This window comes from uncultured Brevundimonas sp. (genome assembly GCF_963974615.1).
Taxonomy (GTDB): domain Bacteria; phylum Pseudomonadota; class Alphaproteobacteria; order Caulobacterales; family Caulobacteraceae; genus Brevundimonas.
The window spans coordinates 36,114-60,619 of sequence record NZ_CAXBDH010000017.1; the positions used below are offsets into that span (position 1 = coordinate 36,114).

Consider the following 24,506-nt stretch of genomic DNA (forward strand, 5'->3'; position numbering starts at 1 on the left):
CCCCCAGGTTAGGCAGGTTGGTGCCTTGGGGAGAAGGTCATGAAATTCACCAGACTGTCGGCTTCGGCCATCGCGTTCGTGTGGCTGGCGGCCGGCGCCGCGAACGCCCAGACCATTGACTGGCGCAGTGATACCAACCGGACATTCTGGAACGGCATCACGATGGGGGAATTGCGCGAACTGGCCGGCGAAGCCGGGGCCCAATTCATCGACCTGCCGGACAGCGGCAGGGAACTTAAGGCCCAACTCGTCTGGCCGGATCTCAAACCGGTGATCGTTACGCTTGCAGACTGTAACGGGGTCGCGGGGGCCAGTCCGAACTGCGGTGAATTGAGGCTTCACATTTCCGATCTGAAGGCCCCGACGGACTATGAAGCCTATAATCTGGTCAGCAGCTCCTGGACGAGTACGGCTATTTCGTCCGGTAAAGCCGCGATTTATCGCAGTGAAATCCTGACCTACGGCACCACACGGGGGCATGTGCTGGGGTCGCTGATGCTGTTCAGGCGCGAGGCGATTGCGGAACTGGTCCTGCTGGACCAATTCACCGACGACTGACGGCCGGGCGTCAGGCCACCAGCTTTTCGGCCTGGTGCAGGTCGACACTGACCAGCTGGCTCACCCCGCGCTCGGGCATGGTCACGCCGTACAGCCGGTCCATCCGGCTCATCGTCACCGGATTGTGGGTGATGACGATGAAGCGGGTGTCGGTGCGTTTGCGCATCTCGTCCAGCATCCGGCAGAAGCGATCGACATTGGCGTCGTCCAGCGGCGCGTCGACCTCGTCGAGCACGCAGACCGGGGCCGGATTGGCCAGGAAGACGGCGAAGATCAGCGCCGCCGCCGTCAGCGCCTGTTCGCCGCCCGACATCAGGCTCATCACCGACAGCCGCTTGCCCGGCGGACAGGCAAAGATCTCCAGCCCCGCCTCCAGCGGATCATCGCTCTCGACCAGTTTCAGCTCGGCCTGACCGCCGTCGAACAGGGTCTCGAACAGAGCCTTGAAATTGTCGTTGATGATGTCGAATGCCGCCACCAGCCGCTCGCGGCCCTCGGCGTTCAGCTCGTCGATACCGTCGCGCAATTTGGCGATGGCTCCGGTCAGGTCGGACCGCTCCATCCGCATGCTGTTCAGCCGGCCGCCGTATTCCTCGGCCTCGTCCTCGGCCAGCAGATTGACCGCGCCCAGGGCTTCGCGTTCGCGCTCCAGTCCGAACAGCAGGCTCTCGGCCCCGGCGGCGTCGGGTGGACGGGCGATGGCGTCGTCGGTCAATTTGCGACCCAGCTCCTCGGGCGACATCTGGGCTGTTTCCCGCACATTGGCCTCGGCCTCGTTCAGTCGTTCGGCCGCCGCTTCCGAACGGGCGGCCAGTCCGGCCCGGGCCTCGCGCGCGGCCGAGGCCGCTGCTTCGGTCGCCCGGGCGGCGCGATCCGCATCCGCGGCCCCGGTCTCGGCTGTGGCCAGGGTGTCGCCGGCCGCCTTGCGTCGCGTCTCCGCCGTGGTCAGGGCGTCCAGCAGGCTCGACCGCTTCGCCGCCAGGGCTTCGGGGGCGCTTTCAGCCTGTTTCAGCAGGGCCGTGGTCCGTTCAGCGTCCTTGATCAGTGCGGCGGTGCGGGCGGCACTGTCGCGCGCGCGGCCGGACCAGCCGTCGCGTTCGCGCCCCAGGGCGGTCAGCCGGGCTTCGCGACCGGTTCGTTCCCGGACTTCGGCATCCCGGTCGGCCCGGGCCTGGGCCGCCGCGGAACGGGCGCTGTCAGCCGCCGCGCGTGCGCTCGCCAGTTCGGCCCGCAGGGCGTCCAGGGTCTCTGACGGAGCCTCGACCGACAGGGCCTCGTCCAGTGCGGCCTGGGCCTCTGTGGTCTCGCTCTCCAGCCGCACCAGGGTTTCATCGAGGGTCTGGGCGCGGGCCTCGCGCCGGGCCTGTTCCTGTCCCAGGGTCTCGACCCGGTCGCGGGCCAGGGTCAGGGCCTTGTCGGCGGCGAACGGGGCCAGTCGCGCCGTCTTTACCGCCTCTTCGGCCGCGCGGAAGGCATCGCCGGCAACCTGCAGGGCGGACTGGGCGGTGGTCACGGCGGGCTTGCCCTCGTCGATTCCGGCTTCCAGCTCGGCCAGACGGGTCCGTTGTTCCAGCCGGATCGCCGCCGGCCGGGGCGCTTCGGCCCGGGCCACGAAACCGTCCCAGCGGTACAGGTCGCCCTCGACCGTCACCAGTCGTGCTCCGGTCGGCAGATTTTTGGCGAGGGCCTCGGCCGCATCCCGGTCCGCCACACCGCACAGGGCCAGACGCGCCGCCAGCTGGTCGGGGCCCCGGACATGATCGGCCAGCGGCCGCACGCCTTTGGGCCAGCGCGGCGTCGGGATGTCGGCTCCGGCCCAGTAGGCCGCCGCCGCCGGGTCCAGTGCCGCGTCCAGATCATCACCCAGGGCTGCGGCCAGTGCCGCCTCATAGCCCTTGTCGGCACTGACCCGGTCCAGCGCCGGCGGATGGTCACGGCGACCGGTGGTCAGTAGCTGGGCCAGGCCCCGGGCCTCGGCCTGCAGTCGTCCCAACCGGTCTTCGGCCGTGCGCGCCGTCTCACGCGCGGCCTGTTCCTCACGGGCCTTTTCGCCACGTTCCGCTTCGGCCGCCTCAACCGCCGTCCGCGCCGCAGTCAGTTCCGCCTGCGCCTCGTCCAGTGCCTCACGCGCCGCGGCCAGTTCCGGTGTTTCCAGCGGCCCCAGCGCCTCGCGTTCGCGTCGGGCATTGTCCAGCGCGGTTGCCGCCCGCGTCACCCGTTCTGCAGCGTCGCGCTTGCGGGCGGTCTCGGCGTGGGCCCGGGCCTCGACCGAGGCGACCATGCCCGCCACCCGCTCGACCTCGGCGTCAGCCTCGGCCCGCCCGGCCTCGGCCGTGGCCAGCGCCTGTTCCAGTTCCGGCGTTCGTGCCGGGGCGGCGGCGACCTCGGCCTCCAGCCGGTCGATCTCTGTGGTCAGCCGCTCCAGCTCGTCGCGGGCGTCCCCGGCCATGTCGGTTTCCCGGGCGCTGTCGGCGGCGACCCGCGCCAGCGCCGCCGTCAGCCGCTCGACCTCGGCCCGGGCCGCCTGTTCGGCCAGATCCAGCCGGTCGCGTTCCAGCGAGGCGCGGTGCAGCAAGGCACCGGCCACGGCATCCTCCTCGCGCGCCGGCTTCAGGGCTTCCTGTGCTGCCAGCGCTGCGGTCTGTGCCCGGGCCGAGGTCCCGGTGGTTTCGGCCACCTCCCGGTCGGCTTCGGCCAGCTCGGCCGCTGCCGCTTCGGCCGCCAGCCGCGCGTCGTTCCAGCGCACGAACAGCAGCGCCGCTTGCAGGGTCCGGATTTCGGTCGAGATTTTCTTGTATTTCTCGGCCTGACGGGCCTCGCGCTTCAGTCGCGTGAGCGTCGTCTCCAGCTCGCGGCCGATATCGTCCAGCCGGTCGAGATTGGTTTCGGCCGCCTTCAGCCGCAGCTCGGCCTCATGGCGACGGGTATGCAGGCCGGCGACCCCGCCGGCCTCCTCGAGGATGCGGCGGCGGTTCTGCGGCTTGGCGGCGATCAGTTCGCTGATCTGGCCCTGACGCACCAGGGCCGGGCTGTTGGCACCGGTCGAGGCGTCGGCGAACAGCAGCTGGACGTCACGGGCCCGGACCTCCTTGCCGTTGATGCGATAGGTCGAGCCCTGACCCCGGTCGATGCGACGTGACACTTCCAGCATAGGACTGTCGGTGAAAGGCTGGGGTGCCTTGCGCTGGGCATTGTCGATGGTCAGCTGGACCTCGGCATGGCTGCGCGGCGGGCGGTTGGCGGCGCCGGCGAAGATGACGTCGTCCATGCCCTGGCCGCGCATGGCCTTGGCCGAGTTGGCTCCCATGACCCAGCGCAGGCCTTCCAGCACATTGGACTTGCCGCAGCCGTTGGGGCCGACCACGCCGGTCAGGCCCGGTTCGATATGCACCTCGGCGGGATCGACGAACGACTTGAAACCGACGAGCCGGAGACGCTGGAACTGCATTGCGGTCCCTGACTCCCTTCGTTCAGTGTGCAGCGACGAGCGGGGAGATGGCATTGGCCAGTCCCCCCAGTGAACGATCGGTCACCAGTCGGCCGTTGACGAAGAACGTCGGCGTGCCGGTCACGCCGGCGGCAATGGCACCCTCGATGTCCGACTGGATCGCCGCGCGGGTTTCGGGGTGGGCCAGACAGGCGTCGATCTGGGCCTGGGTGCGGCCGCTGGCGGCGATGGCCGGGTTGTACCAGTCGCGCACATCACCACCGTACAGAACCTTGCTCTGGCCCTGCATCAGGATGCTGGCCACCTCGAAAAAACGCTCGGGGACGGCGCAGCGGGCCAGTCCGGCGGCAGGCATCGACATTTCGGCCGGATCGGTCGGCAGATTGCGGAAGACGAAACGGACCTGGCCGGTATCGATGAAGCGACGCTTGAACTCGGGATAGACCAGCTGATGCCAGTCCGCGCAGTGAGGACAGGAGAAGGACGCATATTCCACCACCGTCACCGGCGCGTCGGCCTGCCCGATCGAACGGTCCGCCGCAGTGACGGCCGGCGGCGATCCGGCCAGCGCTGACACCGGCGCGAACGCCAGTATCAGCATCGACAGGAACAGCCGCCGGATCAGGGTCATCGTGATCAGCCCTTGGCCAGTTCGGCGTCGATGGCCGCCGACAGGCTTTCCAGCGAACTGTCGACCACCCGGGTACCGTTGACCAGGAAGGTCGGGGTGCTGTTGACGCCGGCGTCAACGCCGGCCTTGACGCGGGCGTCCAGGGCCTTGATGGCCGCTTCGTCACTGACGCAGGCCTGGAACTGTTGCTCGCTCAGTCCGGCACCCGTGGCGACCCGCACCAGGGTGGCGCGCGGCGGCACGCCCGCTCGCCATTCGCGCTGGCTGGCCATAATCTCGTGGATCACGTCGAAATATTTGTCGTCACCGGCGCAGCGGGCGATCAGGAACCCGGCGGCGGCGATGTCGGCCGGCGGGGTCGGGAACTCGCGGAACACATAACGGATCTTGTCAGTATCGACGTAGCGGGTCTTGAATTCGGGCCAGACCTGCTCTTGCCAGGCGGCGCAGTGGCTGCAGGTGACGGACGCGTATTCGACCACGGTGACCTTGGCTCCCTCGGGAGCGCCCAGGGCCATGTCGCCTTCGGCCGCGCCGCCGGAGCTGCCGCTGCAACCGGCCAGGGTGGCCATGGCCGTGAGGGCGGCAGCCGTCATGGCCGCGCGGCGGCTCATCGTGCCGTAGCGGAACTTGCCGGTGATCTTGTCGCGCATGGATGACTTCCTTGAGCGGGGGACGGATTTCAGGACGATCGCGCGATTCCCCCGGAAACGCGCGCGCCGATCAGTTTCGAGAACAGGTGCGGCGAAGGTTTGTCAACGCCGACGATTGCTGCTCCCGGATGTATCCTTGGCCAGAACCGCGCGTCCCAGTCGCTGCAGAGCCGCCTTCAGCCCGTCCGGGGCCGGGGCGAGCGAGGCATCCAGCGCGGCTTCCTGTTCGGCCGGCAGGGGCGTGGCCGATGGCCGGATGCGGTTGGCAGGGCGGGTGGAGTCCGACATCGGCTTGACCGGGCCCTGGGCGATGCGCAGCCGGTCGACACTGCCGGGGCCGAGGAACAGATTGACCCGGGCCAGGATGTCTTCGGACTGATGCTGCACCAGCAGGGCGGCAGGGCCCGCCACGCGCAGTTCCAGCGTGCCGCCGGTCCCGCCCTTGCCGCAGGTCAATTTCTGCGGCCGCGTGACCCGGGCCAGCCGGTCGCCGACGATCTCACGCCAGCGCGGTTCCAGCGTTCCGGCGCTGCGGCCGAATTTCTCGTCCAGTTGCTTGATCAGCGGGGCCAGCGCCCGCCCGGCCGGCGGGGCCGGACGCGGCAGGGGCCGGGTCCGTCGGCGCGAGAGGATCTCGCGCACCTCGCTGTCAGTGGGCAGATCGCGGCGCATTTCCCCTGTATAGCGCGGGTGATGGTTGCCGTCCCCTCTGACATCACCGCTATGCGCACCGCTCTGCTGGACTGGTACGACGCCCATGCCCGGACCCTGCCGTGGCGGGCAGCCCCCGGCGACGCCCGCGCTGATCCCTATCGGGTCTGGCTGTCCGAGGTGATGCTGCAGCAGACCACCGTGCCTCATGCCGTCCCCTATTTCCTGACCTTCCTGCAGCGCTGGCCGACGGTTGGGGCCCTGGCCGCCGCGCCGGATGCCGAGGTCATGGCCGCCTGGGCCGGGCTGGGCTACTACGCCCGCGCCCGCAACCTGCTGGCCTGTGCCCGGGCCGTGACGGGGGATCACGGCGGCGTCTTTCCCGACACCGAGACGGGGCTGCTGGCCCTGCCGGGGGTGGGGCCGTATACGGCCGCGGCCGTAGCGGCCATCGCCTTCGACCGCCCGGCCAATGTCGTCGACGGCAATGTCGAACGGGTCATGGCCCGGCTGTTCGCGGTCGACACGCCGCTGCCCGCAGCCAAGCCCGAGCTGAAGCGGTTGGCGGCGGGTCTGGTCACCGATCATCGCCCCGGCGACTGGGCCCAGGCCCTGATGGATCTCGGGGCCACGGTGTGCCGGCCCCGGACCCCGCTCTGCGACCAGTGTCCGCTGACTCCGCACTGTGCCGGCTTCGCGAGCGGCATTCCCGAACGCTATCCATTGAAGACCGCAAAGGCCAACCGCCCCCGCCGCTTCGGCACCGCCTTCGTCCAGTTCGACGATCAGGGACGGGTCGGTCTGGTCCGCCGTCCGGACACGGGGCTGCTGGGCGGTATGCTGGGCCTCCCGACCACCGGCTGGGACTCGACCGCGCCCCGGGAGGAACTACCGGGTGTGGGGGATTGGTGTTCGGTCGGCGCAGTCGACCACATCTTCACCCATTTTGCCCTGACGCTTGAGGTCAGTATGGCCACCGGAGACGGGAACCTGCTGTGGACGCCGGTTGAGCAGGCGCGGGCCGGTCTGCCGACCGTCTTTCGCAAGGCGCTGGACAGGGCGATCGCCGCCTCTCGCGAAACCTGAGAGCCCCCACCCCGGACACGGGTTGCTGTCAGGGCGCAGTATCATAGCGCGCTGCCTCTCAGTCCATGCTATTGTCGGGCGGTGGTCAGGCTCGGGAGCCCGGTTCCCTTGAAACTAGCTTTGAAGATTCTCGCGGGGACCGCAGCCGTCGCTGTGGCTCTGGTCGCAGCTCTGGTGATCTACACCTTCGTGACGGCGCTTCGGCCGACCAGCCCGGTCGGCGTTCAGCAGGCTATGGTCGCCGATACCGGCCACAATCCCATTGCTGTAGACATCTGGTATCCGACCGACAGCAAACCGGGCTTTGTCCTCCTGCCGTCGGGGGCACAGTGGGTCGCCGCCAAGGGGCGGGTAGAGGGGGCAGAACTGCCTCTGGTCATCATCTCCCACGGCACGGGCGGGGGCCCCATGAGCCATGTCGATACGGCCATAGCCCTGGCGGAGGCCGGTTTCGTGGTGGTCGCGCCGACACACACCGGCGACAATTTCCAGGATGACAGCGCGGTCGGCACGTCGCGCTGGCTGGTCGACCGGTCACGCCACATCAGCCGTGTCGCCGACTTCATGCTCAACACCTGGAAAGACCGGACTCACCTGGACGGCAAGCGTGTCGGCCTGTTCGGCTTTTCGGCCGGGGCGACAACGGCCCTGATTTCGATCGGCGGCGTACCCGACCTCGCCCGCGTCGAGACCCAGTGTGCCAGCCATCCCGAGTTCGTCTGCCAGCTTCGGCGGGCCGGTGCGCCCATCGTTGACCCGGGTCCCGCCAGCTGGACGCACGACGCACGGGTCTCGGCGGCGGTGATTGCGGCACCGGGACTGGGCTTCACGTTCGAACCAGCGGGCCTCGCAAGCGTCCGGGTACCAGTCCAACTCTGGACCGGTGCTGACGATCAGACCGTACCCTATGCGACGAACGTCGGGATCGTCAGGCGGCTGCTTCCGGTCCCACCTGAGTTCCACAGTGTGCCGGGTGCCGGCCATACGGCGTTTCTCCGGCCATGCCGGTTAGGCCCGCCAATGCTTTGCAAGGATGGGCCTGGATTCGACCGGGTCGCTTTCCACAAAACCTTCAACCGCTCGGTTGTGGCGTTTTTTAAAGCGCATCTCGTCGTGCCGTCAGAGCCGGCGTCGGCCAGCGCCAGCGCCAGCGCCGGCACCGGGCTCGATACAACCCCCTAGCGCAGGGTCACGATCTTCAGCGTGCCGGTCTTGTTTCGCGGTGTCACCGCGACCTGATCTCCCAGCCGGCGGAACAGCAGATCGGTCTGTGCTGCCCCGACCTGGAGCCCGGTTACCGTCAGACGCTCGACCCCGGCGGGCAGGGTCGGGTTGGTCACCGTCACGGTCTGGTCGAAGGCGTCGATGCGAATTCCCAGCACGGCCTGCATCAGCAGGAACACCGACCCCGCCGCCCAGGCCTGGGGCAGGCAGGCGACCGGATAGGCGATCGGTGCCTCGCCCGGCTCACGTTCGAAGCCGCAGAACAGTTCGGGCAGGCGCATGTTGAAATGGCTGGCGGCGGAATAGATTTCACCCAGCAACAGGGCCACCGCGTCGCGCTCGCCGTATTGGGCCATGCCGGCGGCCCCGATCGCCGTGTCGTGCGGCCAGACCGAGCCGTTGTGATAGCTCATCGGATTGAACCGGGCCTGTCCGCGCGCCAGGGTTCTCAGGCCCCAACCGGTGCGGAACTCGCCGGACAGCAACCGCTGGCTGACCCGCGCGGCCCGCTCCGGACTGGGCAGGCCGGTGAACAGCAAATGGCCGGCGTTGGAGGCTATGGCCTCGCAGGGGGCTCCGTTGCCGTCCAGGGCAATGGCGTAAAAGCCCTCGTCCTCGATCCAGAACCGCTCCTCGACCTGGGCCCTCAGGAGTTCGGCCCGTTCCAGCCACCCGCGGGCGCGGTGATCGCCCAGTCGTCGACCCAGGTCGGCCATGGCCCGCCAGGCGGCGTAGGCATAGCCCTGGACCTCCAGCAGGGCGATCGGGCCCTCGGGAAAACGTCCGTCCTTGTGGAAGATCGAGTCCTCGGAATCCTTCCAGCCCTGGTTGGACAGGCCGGTCTCCGACGCCCGGGCATAGTCGATCAGGCCGTCGCCGTTGGAATCCCCGTGGTTTTGCATCCAGTCGGCGGCGGCGATCAGATTCGGCCATAGTTTGCGGATCAGCTCCAGGTCGCCGCTGCGCCGGGCGTAGGCCCCGGCCAGGGCCACGAACAAACAGGTGGTGTCGACTCCGCCGTAATAGAGACCGAACGGCACCTCTCCCAGGGCGGACATCTCGCCACCGCGGGTCTCATGCATGATCTTGCCGGGCGTGGCGTCCTGGAAGGCCGAGGTTTCGGTCGCCTGTCGCCCGGCCAGATAGGTCAGCACCCCCTTGGCCAGGGCCGGGTCGAGCCACAGCATCTGCCAGGCGGTGATGATGCCGTCGCGTCCGAACGGGGTCGAGAACCAGGGCACACCGGCATAAGGGTAGGGGCCGGTCGGCAGGTCGGTGGTCAGCAAGGCCACGTCGGCGCGCGACTGGTCCAGCCACTGGTTGAACAGGGGGCTGCGCGGACCTCGCAGCGAGGCTCCGCTGCGCCGTCGTGCCCGCATTGCCAACTGGGCCAGCACGCCATTGAGCCGCCAGCGCTGTAGGTCCGGCGGCGCGTCGACCGTCTCGCCGACCTCGATATACAGATCGATCTGCCGGCCCTTCGGCAGGCTGAACATGAATTCGGCCCGGTGCGCGGTCAGTCGTGCCGGGGGTTCGGAGAAGGCGATGCAGCAGTTCCGCTCGACGGCATCCAGGCCCAGGTAGCGAAAGCTCACACAGCGGCCGTCGAGGACCGGCGCGGCCAGCTCGCCGCGTGCCTGCCGTCTGGTGCCGCGGACTTCGAAGATATCGGCGAAATCCGCGGCAAAATCGAACGCCAGCGGTAGCAGCACGTCATTCATGCCGTGATTGACGATCCGCACCCGCTCGAACATCCGTCGGGTCCCGAGAAACCGCCGGCGCTCGATGTGCAGCACCCCGGCCGGCGCGCCCTTGCCCCCCATCGGCGGCAGTGGCCGGTTGGTTGAGTGGCAGGAGAAGTAGACATTGTCCCGGGACACGCCCGAACTCAGCCGTGACGGCCGGACCCCGCCTGCGGTCATCACGAAGCAGGACAGCAGACGGGTGTCATTCTCGAACAGACCTTCGGCACCGGCCCGGAGGTCGCCCCAGCTGTCGGCCACCAGAAAGGTGTCGGCATTCTTTAGCGCCAGCAGCTGCTCCAGCCCGGACGCTTCCGTTGTTTCTGCCGTCGTAACCGCTTCGCTGTCAGCTTCGTGCAAGGCGTAGTCCCCATCGGGAAGATCGAGGCTCAGGCTCGGCCCGCCGCCCCGACCGGGGTGAAAACCGGCGTCTGGACGGTGGGACGGGTTTCACTCTACCCCGATCCGGGGTTCCGGGGGAGGGCTCGTCGGCCCTGCGAGAGGGCGGACGGCAAGGTTTCCCTGTGCCGTCGGACCGACCAGTCGACTGCGAAGTCTCGGCGCGCGCGAGGGGGGCTCGGTCGGGGCCGCCGCAAAGGGGCGTCGCGCCAGCAGATCGGCATAGACACCGAGGTAGCGCCGGGCCATCGCCGTGGCCGAATAGCGCAGGTCGAACCGCGCCCGGATCGCCTCCCGGTCCAGCAGATGGGCCCTGCCAGCGGCGGCCACGGCCTGCTCCAGCGTATCCACCAGGAAGCCGGTGGCCCCGTCCTCGATGATCTCGGGCGTGGAGCCGCAGCGGAAGGCCACGACCGGGGTGCCGCAGGCCATGGCCTCGATCATCACCAGACCGAAGGGTTCGGGCCAGTCGATCGGGAACAGCAGGGCCTCGGCTCCGCCGAGAAAGGCCGACTTCTGCCGGTCGCTGATCTCGCCGACGAATTCCACCAGGGGCTGGGCCGCGATCATCGGTTGGATCACCGTCTCCCAATAGGTGGTGTCGGCGGCGTCGATCTTGGCCGCGATCTTCAGTGGCTTGCCCAATTTGGTGGCGATCTCGATAGCGCGGTCGGGTCGTTTTTCCGGCGATATTCGCCCGAGGAAGGCGAGATAGCCCTCGGACCGGGGCGAGAAGCGGTACAGCTCGCCGGGCATGCCGTGATGGACGGTGGCCTGCCAGTTGGCGTGGGGCAGGGGTCGCCGCTGGGCGTTGGAGATCGACACCAGGCCGAACTGGTCCCAGCGGTCATAGACTTCGGTCAGGTCCTCGAGGTCGAGGCGACCGTGCAGGGTGGTGACGGTCTTGTCGGCCATCCCGGCGAAGAAGGGGAAATGGATCATGTCGGTGTGGAAATGGATCATGTCGAAATCGTCGGCGTGATCCAGCACCGTCGCCAGCAGGGTCATATGGGCGGCGAGATCGGACTTCAGTGGCCGCGGGTCCAGCCGGATCGCCTGGTCGCGCACCGGGATCAGCCGCGCGCGCGTTTCCGCATCGGCGCTGGCGAACAGGGTGACCTCATGGCCGAGCTCGACGAGGGCGTCGGTCAGATGGGCGACGACGCGCTCGGTTCCACCATACAGTCTGGGCGGAACCGCCTCGTACAGGGGGGTGACCTGGGCGATTTTCATGACCGTGACTCCGGCGTCCACGACCACGTGGGCGCTGTAAGTCAAACCGGTCGGGGCGCGAACCGTTCCCCGAAAAATCCGGGTCTGCGACAGGATGTCCCGACGCTTGTCCGGGACGTCGGAGTCACTGCATGCCGGCGCGGACCTCGGCCCTGAGGGTGTCAATCGAGCGCAGACCCTGATCGGTCTTGAAGCGCCAGTAGGTCCAGCCGTTGCAGGCCGGGGCATTCTCGAACAGGGCCCCCAATTTGTGGATCGAGCCGCTCATGTCCCCCGACACCAGAGAGCCGTCGGCCCGCACGCGCGCCTCGCGGTCGCCTTTGGGGCAGTAAAGCCGGTCGCCCGGAAGCAGCAGGCCGGCCTCGACCAGAGCTCCGAACGGCACCTTGGGCTCCTGCCGCTTGGACCCTGTCACGACCAGATCCTCGGGACGGGCAGGCACCACGGCGGCGATGCGCTTTTCGGCCACATCGGCATAGGTGTCGTCGCGCTCGATGCCGATGTAGTGGCGGCCCAGGCGTTTGGCGGCCGCCCCGGTGGTGCCGGAGCCGAAGAACGGGTCCAGCACGATGTCGCCCGGCTTGGTCGCGGCCATCAGCACCCGGTGCAGCAGGGCCTCGGGCTTCTGGGTCGGATGGGCCTTCTTGCCGTCGGCGTCCTTGATCCGCTCCTCGCCGGTGCACAGGGCAAAGGTCCAGTCCGAGCGCATCTGGGTGTCTTCGTTGAAGGCCTTCAGCGCATCGTAGTTGAAGGTATAGCGCTTCTGCTCGCGGCTGCGGGCGGCCCAGATCAGGGTCTCATGGGCATTGGTGAAACGGGTGCCCTTGAAATTCGGCATCGGGTTGGACTTGCGCCAGATGATGTCGTTCAGCACCCAGAAGCCCAGGTCCTGGATCGCCGTGCCCAGGCGGAAGACGTTGTGATAGCTGCCGATCACCCAGATCGACCCGTCCGGCTTCAGCACCCGGCGGCATTCCTTCAGCCAGGCCCGGGTGAAGGCGTCATAGGTGGCGAAGCTGTCGAACTTGTCCCAGTCGTCGTCGACCGCATCGACCAGGCTGTTGTCCGGCCGCAGCAGATCACCGCCCAGCTGCAGATTATAGGGCGGGTCGGCGAAGACCATGTCGACGCAGGCGTCCGGCAGACTCTTCAGCCTCTCGATACAGTCGCCGCGCAGCACGACGTCGGTCTTCAGATCGGTCACGGAATTGGGCCCCACTCGCAAACAACAGAAGCGAGTGGTGAATCATCACGGTTAAGGGCGGGTAACCGAGACCAATTATCTCGTCCGCCATGACGAAACAGCAGGCCGTCCGGACAGCGCCTCTGGGCAAACCCTCGTCTGTTTGGCTATGACGATGGGATGAACGCACGCCTTCGCCCCGTCCCCTTCGACCTTGGTCCGGTCCATTTTGTCGGTATCGGCGGCATCGGCATGAGCGGCATCGCAGAGATCATGCTCAAGATCGGCTATTCGGTGCAGGGCTCGGACGCCAAATCCAGTGCCAATACCGAACGGCTGGAAAAGCTGGGCGCGCGCATCTTCATCGGCCACGATGCCGCCCACGTCAGTGAGGGCGTGTCGGCCGTGGTCTTTTCCACTGCGGTCAAGGGCACAAATCCCGAGATGATGGCGGCCCGCGAGCGTCGTATCCCGCTGGTGCGCCGGGCCGAGATGCTGGCCGAGCTGATGCGGCTGCAGTTCTCGATCGCGGTCGGGGGCACCCACGGCAAGACCACCACCACCTCGATGGTCGCCTGCCTGCTGGACGCCGGACACCTGGACCCGACTGTGGTCAACGGCGGCATCATCAATGCCTATGGCACCAACGCCAAGGTCGGCGATGGCGACTGGATCGTGGTCGAGGCCGATGAGTCCGACGGCAGCTTCCTGCGCCTGAAGTCGACGGTGGCGATCGTGACCAACATCGATCCCGAGCATCTCGACCACTACGGCGACTTTGACGCCGTGCGGAAGGCGTTCGTGGACTTCGTCGAGAACATCCCCTTCTACGGCTTCGCCGCCGTCTGCCTCGACCATCCCGAGGTTCAGCGGCTGGTGGCCCTGATCGATAATCGCCGCCTGCTCACCTACGGCCTCAACCCCCAGGCCATGGTCCGGGCCGAGAATTGCGACATGGCCGCCGACGGCTGCCGTTTCGACGTGGTGATCCAGCGGCAGGGCTTGGCCGCGCTGGAGGAGCCGCTCCGTATCGACGGCCTGCACCTGCCTATGGCCGGCTGGCACAATGTCTCCAATGCCCTGGCCGCCATCGCTGTGGCCCGCGAGCTGGGCGTCTCCGACGAGGATATCCGCAGCGGCCTGGCCGGGTTCGGCGGGGTCAAGCGCCGCTTCACTACGACCGGTGTCGTCAACGGCGTGCGTATCGTCGACGACTACGGCCACCACCCGGTCGAGATCACCGCCGTGCTGAAGGCCGCGCGTCAGGTCACCGAGGGCCGGGTCATCGCCGTGATGCAGCCGCACCGCTTCACCCGGCTGCGCGACCTGATGGAAGAATTCTCGACCAGCTTCTCCGACGCCGACGTGGTCATCGTCGCCGATGTCTATCCGGCCGGCGAACAGCCGATCGAAGGCATCGACAAGGACGCCCTGGTCGACGGCGTACGCCGCTACGGCCACCGCCACGTCTCGGCGCTGCAGACCCTGGCCGACCTGCCGGGCGTCGTCGCCGCCGAGGCCAAACCCGGCGACGTCGTCGTCCTGCTGGGTGCCGGCGACATCACCAGCTGGGCCTATGCCCTGCCGGCGCAGCTGGAGGCGCTGGGGTGAGCGAGGCCGGCACCACACCTGTCTATTGGCAGTTGATCGAGCCCTATTGGGACAAGATCAGCATCTACGATGGCCCAACCCGGTTCCTGCGAGAGTTTGGACGTGCGCCACAGGCGGTTCAGTCCTTGTTTGCCGCTCATTGGCTCCAGAGTGAGGTGTGCAATGGTGGGTTCGGCCAATTTTTCGATAATTCAACCGGCGTTCTGGCACCGGAGGCTGCTGCTGGTTTCCTCACTATTGGAATGCCCAAGGTCTCGGCGTTTGTTAGCGATCTGATAGGTGGTTTCGGGGCTGATTACCCTCGGGATGAGGACCAACGCGGGGCTGCGCTTGCGGAGATCGATGAGGCGATGTCGGCTGCCAATCCCCTGAACATTTACGTCGACCAGGATTTTTTCGACCTTCTCGCTTCAGAAAATGGCGGGTTTCTGGTGTCCGCCAATCAGTATGCGGAACGCTTCCTTCAATGACCTGGACTGACTCTCTTCCCTCCGCCCGCGGCAAGCTGCTGCGCGATGAGCCGCTGGGTCCCTTCACCTGGTTCCGGGTCGGCGGGGCCGCCGATGTGCTGTTCATTCCGGCCGATTCCGACGACCTCGCCGACTTCCTGAAGGCGCTCGACCCGGCCGTGCCGGTGACGGTGCTGGGCGTCGGCTCCAATGTCATCGTCCGCGACGGCGGGGTCGAGGGCGTGGTCATCCGGCTGGCAGGTCGACCGTTCGCGGGCATCACCACCGAGGGTGACGCCATCACGGCGGGCGCAGGGGCGCTGGACGCCATGGTGGCCAAGGCTTCAGCGAAGGCCGGGCTGGCCGGGCTGGAATTCTATGCCGGTATCCCGGGCACCATCGGCGGGGCCCTGACCATGAACGCCGGCTGCTATGGCGCTGAGACCAAGGACATTCTCGTGTCCGCCCGGGGCCTGACGCGGGCAGGGGCGTGGGTCGACTACGCCCTGGCTGATTTCGGCTACACCTATCGCCACTCCGAGGCTCCGGTCGACATCATCTGGATCGAGGCTGTCTATCGCGGCACGCCCGACGTGCCCGAGGCCGTCGCCGCCCGTATCGCCGAGATCACTGCCCGCCGCGAACAAACCCAGCCGATCCGCGAGAAAACCGGCGGCTCGACCTTCAAGAACCCGCCGGGCCATTCGTCTTGGAAGCTGGTCGAGGCGGCGGGCTGGCGCGGCAAACCTTTCGGTGGCGCGAAATTCAGCGAGCTGCATTCCAACTTCATGATCAATTTCAACGACGCGACCGCCGCCGACATTGAGGATCTGGGAAATACCGTGCGCGAGGACGTTCAAAGTAAACTGAACGTAAACCTCGAATGGGAGATCAAGAGGATCGGCCGCCCCGTTTGAGTTGATCCCATGACCCGCCCGCTTGCAGATCTGCACGTCGCCGTCCTGATGGGCGGACTGTCGTCCGAGCGCGAGGTCTCGCTGTCGTCCGGCCGGATGTGTGCCGACGCGCTGGAAGGGCAGGTGGCCCGGGTCAGCCGTGTCGACGCCGGGCGCGACCTGGCCCAGGTCCTGACCGAACTGAAACCCGATGTCGTCTTCAACGCCCTGCACGGGGAATGGGGCGAGGACGGCTGCGTCCAGGGCGTGCTTGAAACCCTGGGTATTCCCTACACCCACTCCGGCGTGCTGGCCTCGGCCCTGGCCATGGACAAGGACAAGTCCAAGGCGGTGCTGAAGGCGGCCGGGGTTATCGTGCCCGGTGGTGGCCTGTTCGACCGTTTCGAGGTCGCCCGGCGGCATGTGATCCCGCCGCCCTATGTCATCAAGCCCAACGCCGAGGGCTCCTCGGTCGGAGTCTATGTCGTCATGGAAGGTGCGAACCGACCCGTCGCCGAGCTGGCTGAAGACAGCTGGACCTATGGCGAACAGGTGATGGTCGAGCCCTTCATCGCCGGCAAGGAACTGGCCGTGACGGTTCTTGGGGAGAAGTCCGGCCCCCGCGCCCTGACCATTACCGACATCACCCCGACCAGGGGCTTCTACGACTATGAGGCCAAATATGCCGTCGGCGGCTCAAGCCACGTGCTTCCGGCCGAGTTGCCGCCCCACGTCTTCGAGAAAGCTTTGCGCGAATCCGAGCGCGCCCACGCCGCCATGGGTTGTCGCGGAGTCACACGATCGGACTTTCGTTATGACGATATTAAGGACGATCTCGTTCTTCTGGAGGTCAATACCCAACCCGGCATGACCCCGACCTCGCTCGTTCCCGAACAGGCCGCCCATACCGGGATGGATTACAAAACTCTGGTTCGGTGGATGGTGGAGGACGCCTCATGCCCGCGGTAGTTCGCGGCGGTCGGCGACAAGGTTCTGGTCAGGCTCCCAGGCGTGGCGGCCCCTCGAAGCGGGGGGCTGCGTCGTCGCGGGGCGGTGCCCGCAACGCGTCGGCCGTTCCCGGCAAGATGGCGGCCATCGGCCGTCTCGATCTGTCTCCCCGCGCCGTGGTCATCAGCATCGCCGCGGGTGCCCTGCTGCTGGCCGGGTTGCTGGCGACAGGTGCGCGCGCCGAGCGGATCGGTGCGTCGATTTCCAGCGGTATGAATAATGTGACGACCGGCATGGGGCTCAGCCTGCGCCGGGTTCACATCACCGGGGCCTCGGCCGAGGCCATGCCCGCCATCCAGAAGGCCCTGGCCGTCGAGGCCGGCCAGCCGATCACCGGTCTTGATCTCGACGCCCTGCGCCTGCGCGTCGAGGCGGTCGGCTGGGTCCGGGAGGCCCGCGTGGTTCGCCTGTTGCCCGACACCTTGATTGTCGAGGTGGTCGAGCACGACCGTCTGGCCGTTTGGCAGTCCGCCGGCATGGTCCGGGTCATCGACGGTTTGGGTCGGGTCATTCCGGGGGCCGACGCCGGCCGCTATCCTGACCTGCCGCTGGTCGTCGGCAAGGGGGCCGATCTGGCCGCTGCCGAAGTCCTGCCGCTGCTGGCCCAGCGCCCGCGACTGATGAGCCGGATCGAGGCCCTCGTCCGTGTCGACGAACGTCGCTGGGACCTGCGGCTCAAGGACGGCAGTCTGATCCAGCTCCCCGCCACCGCCCAGGATGCGGCCCTGATCCAGCTCGACGCCCTCGACCAGCGCGAGCGCCTGCTCGACCTCGGCTTCGCCCGGGTCGATCTGAGAACCCCCGAAGAGGTCGCCGTCCGGCCTTCGGCGGGAGATGTGTAAGCGTATGAGAGAGCAGGACTGATGGTCGGGCGTGTGGACAAGTCTGTGGACAATGCCAAGGGTGCGGCCGGCCGGGCACCGGTCGTGGCCGCGCTCGATCTGGGTCAGTCCAAGGTCGCCTGCTTCATCATGAAGCCCGAGGGCGTGCGGCATGCCGACCGCACCATTCGCGTCGCCGGGGCCAGCCACGTCCAGTCGCGGGGCATCAAGGGCGGGGCCATCATCAGCATGGACGACGCGGCCCAGGCCATCGGTCATGCCGTAGAGCGGGCCGAGCGCGCGGCCGGGTCACCGGTCTCGGGCGTGGTCGTCACCACCGCTATTGGCCAGATGGCCAGCCATCGGGTCCAGGCCCGGGTCTCGCTGGGGGCCTCTCCGGTCGGTGACGCCGATCTGGCCCGCGCCATCGGCATGGCCCTGGCCCAGGTGCGCCTGCCCAATCGCCGCCCGATCCATGTCCTGCCGATCGCCTGGTCGGTCGACGGAGCCCGGGGCGTGCACGATCCGCGCTCGATGCACGGTGGCTCGCTGGGGCTGGACCTGCTGGTCGTCTCCATGGCCGAAAGCGCCTTTGCCTCGCTCAGTCATTGTCTCGAGCTGGCCCACCTCGACCTTCAGGGCGTGGTCGCCGCGCCGATGGTCTCGTCGCTGGCCGCGCTGGAGGACGACGAGATGGATCTCGGCTGCGTCTGTATCGACATGGGCGGTGGCTCAACCAGCGCCGCTGTCTGGGGTGGCCGGTCGCTGCTGCATATAGAAAGCCTCAATGTCGGCGGCGATCATGTCACGGCCGACATCGCCCGCGGCCTGTCGACGTCGCGCGCCGGGGCCGAACGACTCAAGACCCTGCACGGCTCGGCCATGGCCTCGGCCAATGAGGATCGCGAGATGCTGGAGGCCCCGCCGCGCGGTGAGGACCCGTCCGCCGGACCCGTCGTCGTGCCCCGGGCCATGCTCAAGACCGTGATCGCGCCCCGCGTCGAGGAGACGCTGGAACTGCTGCGTGACCGTCTACACCGGGCCGGCGTCGGGCTTGAACCCGGTGCGGGTCTGGTCCTGACCGGTGGAGCCAGCCAGCTGAACGGGGTTCGCGAACTGGCGGTGCGGGTGTTCGATCGCCCGGTCCGACTCGGCAAACCCCAGCGTGCACCCCACCTCGCCGATGCGGCGTCCGGCCCGGCCTTTTGCTCCGCCGCCGGCCTGCTGCTGCGGGCCGCCTACGGCCCGCGCGAAGCCGTTTCGGCACGCAAGCTTATGTCCCGCCAGATCACGGCTGCGGACGCGCCAAGGGTGCATCAGGGAAACCTGGTTGCGCGCGCGGCCGGCTGGTTGCGCGAAAACCTCTGATATTTCAGAAGCCGAACGCCTCCCCACACAACTATTGCGGTAGTTCTTGCTTGCGGCATGAAAAGTGACAGCCCGTGTCCGGGCTGTGTCCGGATTGTGACGGTTCGGGTATCAGTTATGGCAAATCAAATATAAATTCTTGCCGCACAGCGTTTTGCAGCTAGGGGTGCGATTAACGTGAAGTCTACCGAAGGTGGGTTTCGCAACTGCACTCACCAGTTAGGTAGGAACGCTACAAATGCTTACACGCCGCAAGTATCCGGTCGCAAAATCGCTTTCAAAGCGCAAGTATCTCTTCGGTACGACGATCCTGGCTGGCGTCATCGCCGCCACGACCCCGGCGCTGGCCCAGAGCCCGGCCCCGCAGTCCGACCCGGATGCAACCCAGATCGACGAGGTCGTCGTGACCGGTTCGCGTATCCGTCGTGACCCGACCAATGCGCCAACCCCGCTGATCCAGGTGGGCCGCGAAGAGCTGCTGAGCACCGGCCTGTCGACGGTGATCGACTATCTGGCCACCATTCCCGCCCTGTCGAACTCGGTGGTTCCGTCGGACACGACCGGATCGCTGAACGCCACGGGCCTGTCGCTGCCGAACCTGCGCTCGCTGGGTTCCGGCCGGACCCTGACCCTGGTCGACGGTCGTCGCCACGTCGGTTCGCAAGCCGGCACCCTGTCGGTGGACATTGATACGATCCCGCGTCTGCTGATCGAGAACATCGAAATCATCACCGGCGGTGCGTCGTCGGTCTATGGTGCCGACGCTGTCTCCGGCGTGCTGAACTTCATCCTGCGCAAGGATTTCGATGGTCTGGAGATCGACGGCAACTACGGCCAGATCAACCAGGACGGCCAGGCTTCGGTCCGTATTTCGGCCCTGGGCGGTGTCAATCTGCTCGACGACCGCCTGAACCTCTATCTCTTCGGCGAATATGAAGACCTGGACGAAATCATCGGTGAGAACATCGACTGGCTGGCCGACGGCCACCAGATCGTCGGTGAGGATGCCGACCCGACCTCGCCCGCGATCGGCCCGCGTTCCGACGGTGTCTTCGATAACCGCCTGTATTATGGTGTGCGCTCGGTCAACCGCCCGGTTTGGGGTGTGACCACGATCGCCAATGCCCAGCAGCCCAGCCGTCTGGACGATCCGGATGTGCCGGTCGGCAACTGTACGTCCTACCTTTCGGCCAACTGCTATTCGATCGATCCGGCCAAGACCTACTGGTATGACAACGGTGTCGCCCGTCTGGTCAATCTGGGCACCCGCATCGGCAACACCGGTCTCAACCGCCCGTTCAACATCGGTGGCGACGGCTACAACAACACCTCGTTCAGCGGCTTCAGCCGGACCCCGGAATCGATTTCGTCGCGCTTCCAGACCGGTGCCAGCTTCCGGGTGACCCCGGACATCCGGGCCTTCGCCGAAATCAAATACATCAACGAACAGTCGCATATCCGGACCCAGCCGACCTTCTTCGACGTCTTCATCAATGACAACCTCGCGGCCGGCACCTTCCCCTCGCAGGGGGTCTCGGCCAACGTGGTGCAGGGCGTCAGCGGCAACAACTATTTCACCCGCACTGACAACGCCTACCTGCCGGCCATGATCCGCACGGCAATGCTGACCAATACGGTTCCGACCTACGGCACGCCGACGAACACGACGCCGGGTGCGGTTACGGCCACCACCGTGCGTAACTGGGCCCGCCATTCGGCCTTTGGTCCGGATCGCACCCAGGACAATACCCGTGAGGTCATGCGTTATGTCCTCGGCCTTGAGGGAGCCTATGACAACGTCGGCTTCATCAAGAATTTCAACTGGGACCTGTCCTACACCTACGGTGAGCTCCAGAACGAGAACATCGAATACGGCATGGACAAGCTGAATCTGTCCCATGCGCTGGACTCGGTCGTCGACACCGCCGGCCGCGTCAATGGTCGCCCGGGCGAGATCGTCTGCCGCGTCAAGCTACTGGCGGCCCAGGGTCTGCCGATCCGCAACTACAACCCGCTCAACCCGGCCACCAATCTGTCACCCACCGATCCGTCGGTCGCCGGCTGCGTGCCGCTGAACGTCTTCGGTGCCGGCAACCAGAGCCAGGCCGGCCTGGACTTCGTTTCGGCCAACATCACGGTGACGGAATTGAACGAGCAGGAGGACCTGATCGGCTCCGTGGCCGGCCAGCTCTGGGACTTCTGGGGTGCAGGCCCGATCGGCATCGCCCTGGGCGGCGAGGCCCGTCGTGAATACACCGAAGGTGTAGGCCGCGATGCCACCACGGCCGGCCGCTTCCTGCAGCTGAACACCGGTGCCGACTTCCTCGGGGCCGAGTTCAAGAGCCGCGAAGGCTTCGCCGAACTGGCGCTGCCGCTGATCCGCGACAGCTGGCTCGGTGACTATGCCGAACTCAGTGGATCGTATCGTTACTTCGACTATACGACCGCCGGCACCGGCGATGTTTACGGGGTCAACCTGGTCTACCGTCCGATCCAGGACATCGCGTTCAAGACCAGCTTCAACACTTCGTTCCGTGCGCCGAACCTGGGTGAGAATTTCCGTCCGCGGACCCAGACCTTCGCCAACGGTTTCGTCGACCCCTGCGATACCCGTCAGATCACCGGCTCGACCATTACGATCGCACAGCGTGACAACCGCATCGCCAACTGTACGACTCTCGCCGCTGCGCGGGGGCTGACGTATGACTTCGCCGGAACCACCGCCAGCACCCTCGATGACTATCGTCCGACCTATTCCAGCGGCGTTGCCGGGGTTCAGGGCGGTAATCCGGACCTGGTGCCGGAAGAGTCGGAATCCTTCACCTTCTCGACCGTCCTCCAGCCGCGCTTCCTGCCGAATCTGTCGCTGGTGCTCGACTATTACGAGATCGCCATCACGGGTGTGATCGCCACTGTTGGTGCCAATACCCTGGCCAACCAGTGCGTGGACGGACCGGGATTGAACGCCCAGGCCTGCGGTGTCATCTTCCGCAACAACCCGACCACCGGCGACCCGTTCGACGTGTTCAAGGTCGGTGCTCCGGGCAGCGATCCGGTCGGCGGCTTCATCATCGGCTCGTTCAACTACGCCCGACGTGAAACCCGCGGCCTCGACTTCACCGCCAGCTACAAGCTCGATCTGGAAGAAGTCACCGGCCACAACTGGGGTCGCCTCAACTACAACATCGGCGGCTCCTGGCTGATTGAGCAGAAGCAATACAACAATGCGACCAATCCCAACGACTACACCGAGTTCGCATCGACGCCGTTCTACCCGCGTGTCCGTTTCACCCAGCGCCTGACCTGGTCGCCGAACAGCGACCTGGCCTTCACCTGGACCATGGACTGGCAGTCGTCACAGAATATCGTCTTCAAGCGCGATCTGGCTGAGGGCGGGAACTGGGACAACCAGCCGCTCGAGTGGAACACCACGGGCAACTTCGCACGCAACGACCTCTCGGTGCGCTGGAATGTCCGCGATGACGTCACGCTCCGTGCCGGCGTCACCAACGTCTTCGACGCGGAACAGCCCGCCTGGCTGGGTTCGACCCTCTACAGCAACTTCGATCCCTACGGTCGTCGTTTCAACATCGGCTTCTCGTTCCGCCCCTTCTAGGGCGACCCGGGAAACCAGCGAAAGGGCGGCTCGCAAGAGCCGCCCTTTTTCGTTGGGCGACAGCCCGGTCGGCCCGCGCCCGCATCATCTGTTGAAAGGCGGGTGAAATGTGCCGTGAAGGTTAACGAAAACCCTGTCCAAAAGCCCGACTCAGGCTAACCGGTAACCTTCTCTTAACGCAGTTGGGGCTTTCCTTAACGCGCCCATAACCAATGCGAATCGGCGGGGCTTTGCATTGGTGCCACGGGGCTGGGTCGGAAGGTCGGAATCGAAAATGTCTCTATCGTTGGTGCGCCCGGATAATACCGAACTGAAGCCGCGGATCGTCGTCTTCGGCGTCGGCGGGGCCGGCGGCAACGCCGTTAACAACATGATTGATGCGGGTCTGGAGGGCGTCGAGTTCGTCGTCGCCAACACCGACGCCCAGCATCTGTCCTTCGCCAAGACCGACCGTCGTGTCCAGCTGGGCGAGACCATCACCCAGGGTCTGGGTGCCGGCGCGCATCCCGAAGTCGGCATGAACGCGGCCGAGGAGTCGGCCGAGGAAATTTTCGCTCATCTCGACGGCGCGCACATGGTGTTCATCACCGCGGGCATGGGTGGCGGCACCGGCACCGGAGCCGCTCCGGTCATCGCCAAATGCGCGCGCGACCGCGGCATCCTGACCGTCGGCGTCGTGACCAAGCCCTTCACCTTCGAAGGCCGTCACCGCATGCGTCTGGCCGATGCGGGCATCGCCGAGCTGCAACGCTACGTCGACACCCTGATCGTCATTCCGAACCAGAACCTGTTCCGCGTCGCCAATGAGCGCACCACCTTCGCCGATGCCTTCGGCATGGCCGACCAGGTGCTGCATTCGGGCGTGCGTTCGATCACCGACCTGATGATCCTGCCCGGTCTGATCAACCTCGACTTCGCCGATGTGCGCGCCGTCATGTCCGAAATGGGCAAGGCGATGATGGGCACGGGCGAGGCCTCGGGCGACGATCGTGCCCTGAACGCGGCCCAGAACGCCATCGCCAACCCGCTGCTGGACGAAACCTCGCTGAAGGGGGCCAAGGCCGTTCTGGTCAACATCACCGGCGGCCTGGACATGACCCTGCTGGAAGTCGACGAGGCCGCCAACGCCATCGCCGGCGAGGTCGACGCTGACGCCAACATCATCTTCGGGGCCGCCTTCGACCCGTCGCTGGACGGCAAGATCCGCGTGTCGGTCGTCGCCACCGGCATGGATGAGGCGGTGATGTCCATGATCGAGCCGCAGGGCACCAATCTGCTGGACAGCCGTCGCAACGCCGCGCCGGCCGCCCCGGTCCGCACGCCCGAGCCGGCCCGCGCCGAGCCCGTCCGTGCCGAACCCCTGCGCGCCGAAGCGCCCCGTGCGCCCGAGCCCGCACCTGTGGTGCCGACCTTCCAGACCGAACGCTCTGCCCCCGCGGCCGCACCGCGCGCCGATGTGCGCCCCGAGCCGGTGATCCGCGTTTCCGAAGATCGCGACCTGCAGCCGATCGTCGATCCCTGGGTCGAGGAATATGAGGCCGCCCCGCGTCCCCGCACCGCTGCCGGGCCCGGCGAGTCCCAGGGGGATCTCTATTTCGACCGCGCGGCTCCGTCGGCTCCGCCGGCTCCGGCCCGCCCGGAACCCCGCGAACCGACCGTCGACGAGGATCACTACGACGACCGCGATCACCGTCGCAGCGGCTGGAGCCTGTTTGGCCGTGGCAAGCGGGCCCCGGCCCAGACGGCCTATGCGCCGCCGGCCCGGTCCGCGCCGCAAATGCGTACTTCCAGCTCGGCCCAGCCCGCGCCCGAGCCGGAATCCGGTCAGGCGGACGACGATCTGGAAATCCCGTCTTTCCTGCGTCGACTGGCCAACTAGATGTGAGCTCTCAATAGGTTGTCCATCCGGTCCAGGCCGGGGAAGCTGGA

18 protein-coding genes are annotated in these 24,506 nt (G+C 66.9%); 11 read left to right on the forward strand and 7 right to left on the reverse strand.

Annotation, left to right across the window (positions count from 1 at the left end):
- Positions 1–39: 39 nt before the first annotated feature.
- Positions 40–558 (forward strand): hypothetical protein, encoded by a 519-nt coding sequence (locus tag AAC050_RS12260; protein WP_339915370.1) that lies wholly within the window; start codon positions 40–42, stop codon positions 556–558.
- Between the two features lie 10 nt (positions 559–568).
- Here the strand turns inward: AAC050_RS12260 and smc are convergent, their stop codons facing one another.
- The 4 genes from smc to AAC050_RS12280 all read right to left on the reverse strand — a co-directional run bounded on the left by smc (position 569) and on the right by AAC050_RS12280 (position 5,962).
- Entirely contained in the window at positions 569–4,006 is a 3,438-nt protein-coding gene (gene smc, locus AAC050_RS12265) for a chromosome segregation protein SMC (RefSeq protein ID WP_339915371.1), read from the reverse strand.
- A 22-nt stretch (positions 4,007–4,028) separates the two neighbouring features.
- The gene (locus AAC050_RS12270) at positions 4,029–4,637 is read right to left on the reverse strand and encodes a DsbA family protein (protein WP_339915372.1); all 609 of its coding nucleotides are present in this window, start codon (positions 4,635–4,637) and stop codon (positions 4,029–4,031) included.
- A gap of 5 nt (positions 4,638–4,642) precedes the next feature.
- Positions 4,643–5,290, reverse strand: a complete 648-nt coding sequence (locus tag AAC050_RS12275; protein WP_339915373.1) for a DsbA family protein — start codon at positions 5,288–5,290, stop codon at positions 4,643–4,645.
- A gap of 102 nt (positions 5,291–5,392) precedes the next feature.
- Positions 5,393–5,962: a DciA family protein gene (locus AAC050_RS12280; protein WP_339915374.1), complete on the reverse strand. Its 570-nt coding sequence runs from the start codon at positions 5,960–5,962 to the stop codon at positions 5,393–5,395.
- Between the two features lie 51 nt (positions 5,963–6,013).
- Between AAC050_RS12280 and mutY the strand changes: the two genes are divergently transcribed.
- Positions 6,014–7,027, forward strand: coding sequence for an A/G-specific adenine glycosylase (gene mutY / locus AAC050_RS12285; RefSeq protein ID WP_339915375.1), 1,014 nt, complete (start codon positions 6,014–6,016; stop codon positions 7,025–7,027).
- 174 nt (positions 7,028–7,201) lie between these two features.
- Positions 7,202–8,209, forward strand: a complete 1,008-nt coding sequence (locus tag AAC050_RS12290) for a dienelactone hydrolase family protein (protein WP_339915376.1) — start codon at positions 7,202–7,204, stop codon at positions 8,207–8,209.
- On the opposite strand, the gene AAC050_RS12295 is transcribed toward AAC050_RS12290, so the two are convergent.
- From AAC050_RS12295 to AAC050_RS12305, 3 genes are all read right to left on the reverse strand, one after another.
- Entirely contained in the window at positions 8,206–10,353 is a 2,148-nt protein-coding gene (locus AAC050_RS12295; RefSeq protein WP_339915377.1) for an amylo-alpha-1,6-glucosidase, read from the reverse strand. The two genes, AAC050_RS12290 and AAC050_RS12295, sit on opposite strands and share 4 nt — an antisense overlap.
- Positions 10,354–10,443: 90 nt before the next feature.
- Complete coding sequence (locus AAC050_RS12300; RefSeq protein WP_339915378.1) at positions 10,444–11,625, reverse strand: glycosyltransferase family 4 protein; 1,182 nt, start codon at positions 11,623–11,625, stop codon at positions 10,444–10,446.
- Between the two features lie 124 nt (positions 11,626–11,749).
- Positions 11,750–12,829 carry a site-specific DNA-methyltransferase gene (locus tag AAC050_RS12305; RefSeq protein ID WP_339915379.1) on the reverse strand — a complete coding sequence of 360 codons (1,080 nt, stop codon included), beginning with the start codon at positions 12,827–12,829 and terminating at the stop codon, positions 11,750–11,752.
- A gap of 159 nt (positions 12,830–12,988) precedes the next feature.
- Here AAC050_RS12305 and murC point away from each other — a divergent pair, with 159 nt between their 5' ends.
- The 8 genes from murC to ftsZ all read left to right on the forward strand — a co-directional run bounded on the left by murC (position 12,989) and on the right by ftsZ (position 24,456).
- The gene (gene murC, locus AAC050_RS12310) at positions 12,989–14,419 is read left to right on the forward strand and encodes a UDP-N-acetylmuramate--L-alanine ligase (protein WP_339915380.1); all 1,431 of its coding nucleotides are present in this window, start codon (positions 12,989–12,991) and stop codon (positions 14,417–14,419) included.
- The gene (locus AAC050_RS12315; RefSeq protein WP_339915381.1) at positions 14,416–14,889 is read left to right on the forward strand and encodes a DUF4375 domain-containing protein; all 474 of its coding nucleotides are present in this window, start codon (positions 14,416–14,418) and stop codon (positions 14,887–14,889) included. Before murC ends, AAC050_RS12315 begins: the two co-directional genes overlap by 4 nt.
- The gene (murB, locus tag AAC050_RS12320; protein WP_339915382.1) at positions 14,886–15,785 is read left to right on the forward strand and encodes a UDP-N-acetylmuramate dehydrogenase; all 900 of its coding nucleotides are present in this window, start codon (positions 14,886–14,888) and stop codon (positions 15,783–15,785) included. The genes AAC050_RS12315 and murB overlap by 4 nt, the downstream gene beginning before the upstream one ends.
- 9 nt (positions 15,786–15,794) lie before the next feature.
- Entirely contained in the window at positions 15,795–16,733 is a 939-nt protein-coding gene (locus AAC050_RS12325; protein WP_339915383.1) for a D-alanine--D-alanine ligase, read from the forward strand.
- Positions 16,734–16,849: 116 nt separating this feature from the next.
- Positions 16,850–17,614 (forward strand): cell division protein FtsQ/DivIB, encoded by a 765-nt coding sequence (locus AAC050_RS12330; protein ID WP_339915384.1) that lies wholly within the window; start codon positions 16,850–16,852, stop codon positions 17,612–17,614.
- Positions 17,615–17,635: 21 nt separating this feature from the next.
- Positions 17,636–18,961 carry a cell division protein FtsA gene (gene ftsA, locus AAC050_RS12335; protein WP_339915385.1) on the forward strand — a complete coding sequence of 442 codons (1,326 nt, stop codon included), beginning with the start codon at positions 17,636–17,638 and terminating at the stop codon, positions 18,959–18,961.
- Positions 18,962–19,199: 238 nt separating this feature from the next.
- Positions 19,200–22,577 carry a TonB-dependent receptor gene (locus AAC050_RS12340; RefSeq protein WP_339915386.1) on the forward strand — a complete coding sequence of 1,126 codons (3,378 nt, stop codon included), beginning with the start codon at positions 19,200–19,202 and terminating at the stop codon, positions 22,575–22,577.
- 274 nt (positions 22,578–22,851) lie between these two features.
- Positions 22,852–24,456, forward strand: a complete 1,605-nt coding sequence (ftsZ, locus tag AAC050_RS12345) for a cell division protein FtsZ (RefSeq protein ID WP_339915387.1) — start codon at positions 22,852–22,854, stop codon at positions 24,454–24,456.
- The last annotated feature ends 50 nt before the right edge of the window (positions 24,457–24,506 follow it).